Source organism: Streptomyces sp. LZ34 (genome assembly GCF_053890475.1).
In genome coordinates this window covers 625,526-628,792 of sequence record NZ_CM132680.1, presented here as the reverse complement: position 1 = coordinate 628,792, position 3,267 = coordinate 625,526, and the positions used below count along the sequence as shown (strand labels likewise).

3 protein-coding genes are annotated in these 3,267 nt (G+C 67.4%); all 3 read right to left on the bottom strand.

What is annotated here, in order from left to right:
- Positions 1-217 precede the first annotated feature (217 nt).
- The 3 genes from ACWY4P_RS02125 to ACWY4P_RS02115 are packed head-to-tail and all read right to left on the bottom strand — an operon-like array spanning position 218 to position 3,019.
- Positions 218-409 (bottom strand): ferredoxin, encoded by a 192-nt coding sequence (locus ACWY4P_RS02125; protein WP_456208362.1) that lies wholly within the window; start codon positions 407-409, stop codon positions 218-220.
- Between the two features lie 20 nt (positions 410-429).
- The gene (locus ACWY4P_RS02120) at positions 430-1,605 is read right to left on the bottom strand and encodes a cytochrome P450 (RefSeq protein ID WP_456208361.1); all 1,176 of its coding nucleotides are present in this window, start codon (positions 1,603-1,605) and stop codon (positions 430-432) included.
- A 52-nt stretch (positions 1,606-1,657) separates the two neighbouring features.
- Positions 1,658-3,019 (bottom strand): glycosyltransferase, encoded by a 1,362-nt coding sequence (locus ACWY4P_RS02115; RefSeq protein ID WP_456208360.1) that lies wholly within the window; start codon positions 3,017-3,019, stop codon positions 1,658-1,660.
- Positions 3,020-3,267 lie beyond the last annotated feature (248 nt).

Genomic DNA, 3,267 nt, shown 5'->3' with positions numbered 1-3,267 from the left:
CCGCGACAGGACCGCGACAGGGGTGGTCCCCGGGAGCCCGTCGAGCGGGCGGGCACCCGGGGACCACCCCTGTCCGCCGGACGGGCATGGCATGGCACGGCCCGCACACGGCAACGCGGCCCGGATGAGGGCATCCAGCGAGGCTGGAGTGCGTCATCCGGGCCGCGAGATCCGGGTCAGGAGGCGAGGCGAGACACCTGGCAGGACATCAGGCCCCTCAGCCCTCCTCCAGGGTGATGGCCCCGGACGGGCAGAGGTGGGCGGCCTCCCGCGCCGCGTCCTTCGTGGGCGGGGCGGGCTCCGCGAGCACCATGACGGTGCCGTCGTCGTCCTGGTCGAACAGGGCCGGCGCGGCGAGCACACACTGGCCCGCCCCGACACAGCGTTCGGTATCCGCGTTGATTCGCAACGTCTTCACCTCCGTCGGAACTACCAGGTGACCGGCAGTTCATGCAGGCCGAACAGGATCCCTTCGTCCTTGAACGGCAGCTCCTCGGGCGGCACCGCGAGCCGCAGGGTCGGAATCCGCTCGAACAGCGTCCGGTAGGCGATCCCCATCTCGGCCCTGACCAGGTGCTGGCCGAGACACTGATGCACACCGTAGCCGAACGCCACATGGTGGCGGGCGGGTCGGCCGGGATCGAACTGGTCGGCCCGCTCGAAGGCGTTCTCGTCATGGTTGGCCGCCGCGCCCAGGGGCACGATGCCCTCCCCGGCCTTGATCAGCTGACCGCCGATCTCGACGTCCTCGACCGCCACCCGCAACGCCACCCGGTCGGCGACCGACAGATACCGCAGCACCTCCTCGACCGCGCGCGGATCCCCGATCCACTCCCGGTTCAGCAGCAGCATGACCACGCCGAGGGCGATGTTGTTGGCCGTGGTCTCATGGCCGGCGATCAGCAGCAGCAGCGCGATGCCGGAGACCTCCTCGGCGGTCAGCGTCTCGTTCGTCAGCAACCCGCTGATCAGATCATTGCCCCGGAACTTCTGCTTGATGGAGATCAGCTTGGTCAGATAGGTGATCAGCTCCTTGCCCGCCCTCTCCCGCTGCTCGTCGGTCGAGGTGAAGGTGACCAGGACGCGGGTCCGGGACTCGAAGTACTCATGGTCGGAGTACGGCACCCCCAGCAGCTCACAGATGACCAGCGACGGCACCGGCAGCGCGAACTGGTTCACCAGATCGGCGGAGTTCCCGCCGTCGAGCAAGGTGTCGACGAGCCCGTCCACGATGCGCTGGATGGCCGGCTGCATCTCCTTGATGCGCCGCACCGTGAACTCCGGGATGAGCGCCTTGCGGAACCGGCCGTGCTCCGGCGGGTCGTACGCGACGAACCAGCCGGGCACCTGGTCGGGCGGCGGCACCGTGCCGTTCTTTCCCATGCTGGGAAAGCCCTCGTGAAGCGGGTTGGAGCTGATCCGGGGATCGGTGAGCACACTGCGTACGTCTTCGTGGCGGGTGACGAGCCACACCGTGCTGCCGTTGGGCAGTGAGGACTTGACCAGCCCCTCATGTGAGCGCAGCCCGGCGTACTCCTCCGGTGGGGAGAGACGGCCTGGTTGCCGCCTCGGAAAGTCGATCGGAATTGCGTCAGCGGTTGCCATGTTCGCTTCCCACGTAGGTGGTGGTTCTCGGGTATGGAGTGTCGACGGGGCGTCACTTCAGCGCGGGGGAACCGAGGATCAGGTCGGCCGCGGCGTTCAAGCCGCCCGCCTCCCGCTGCACCTGGGCGAAATGCCTGGCCCGCTCGTGGAACGAGGCCTCGTTCAGCACCCGCGTCAGCTTGTCGACCACATCGTCGACGTCGAAGGTCTGCGGCCGGTCCAGCGTCAGGCTGACCCCGCTGTCCACGCCGCGCACGGCCTGGTCGTAGCAGTCGATCCACAGCGGCCGGACCACCAGCGGCTTGCCGAAGTAGATGCCCTCGTGGAAGCCGTTGCCCCCGCCATGGGTGAAGAAGACCTTGACGTTCGGATGGGCCAGCACATCGAGCTGGGACGGCACCCAGCTCTCGATCCGCAGATTGCCCGGCAGCTCGCCGTCCGGCGGCAGAAACTGCTGCTGCTCCTTGGGCAGCTTCCACAGCACATCGTGGCGCCCCTCAAGCCGGCGGACCACCTCCACGAGGGAGCGCACCTGCTCCGCGGTCAGCCGGGTGACCGTACCGAAGCCCATATAGACCACAGAGTCCCGGGCGTCGAGCCACCGGGACAGCCCGCCGTCGTCCGGCGCCTCCGGCAGCGGAGGCACGATCGCCCCCAGCAGGCGCATGTTGTCGGGGAACGGGAACGGATACTCCAGGCCGGTGACCGAGAAGCACAGGATCTGTTCGGCCAGGTCGGTCCGCACGGTCATCTTGGCCGCCTCGGGGGCGATGCCGAGGTCCTTGCGTATCTGGTTGAAGGCGCCAAGCGTCTTGAGCATGCTCGGCTTGAAGAACATCGCCACCTTGCGGATCTTGAACCAGCGATTGGACATCCGCTGTGCGAAGGACATGTGGAGCGACAGACCGGAGTGCGCCGAGGGGAAGTTGCTGCCCAGGCTGGTCATGAAGAGATTGCTGGGCAGGAAGGGGACGCTCAGCATGAACGGGATCTTCCTGGTGACGGCCACCTCGACACCGAAGAACGACACACTGTCGATGATCATCAGCGCGGGCTTGACCTCCTCCACCACCGCGTCCAGAGCGCGGTACTTGGGGACCCGCAGATCCGGCTTGAAGGTGTGCTCCACGAGCGCGCGGTGGGCCTTCCACCGCGACGGCTGAGTGACGCGCCGATACGTCTCGTCGTCCCACGTGGGGGAGGAGAACTCGGGCACCACCTCTCCCAGGGAGGCAAAGCTCACCGGGCTGTCCTCGGCGATCCCCTCGATGTCCTCACGCCGCTTCTCGTCGGTGGCGAACCACAGATCCGGCACCCCCCGCCGCGACAACTCGGTGGCGATGGTGAACAGCGAGTTGAACAACCCGCTCTCCGGTGAACTCACAAACAGGATCGGCCGCCGGGGCGAGGTCACGATCAACACCTCCGCAGGTGCAGGCTGGATGACGGGAGGCATGCCGAGCGCGCTCGCACGCCGAGGCACGCGAGCAAGGCGATCGGTACTCGATCGGCAGCCAGACCTCCTTGGTACCGGCGCGCGGTCAAAGAAATCCCCAGTAGTTCGACGACACCGAGGCGCTGAGCCGCTGGCCGACGAGCGCTCCGGCGATGACTAGGGGATTGCCAGTGGCGCGTCGTTTTCACTTCGGAACCAAGGACGCC

Excerpts from the sequence above, each read along its gene's own strand:
- ACWY4P_RS02120 (WP_456208361.1), bottom strand. The coding sequence starts at position 1,605 with ATGGCAACCGCTGACGCAATTCCGATCGACTTTCCGAGGCGGCAACCA.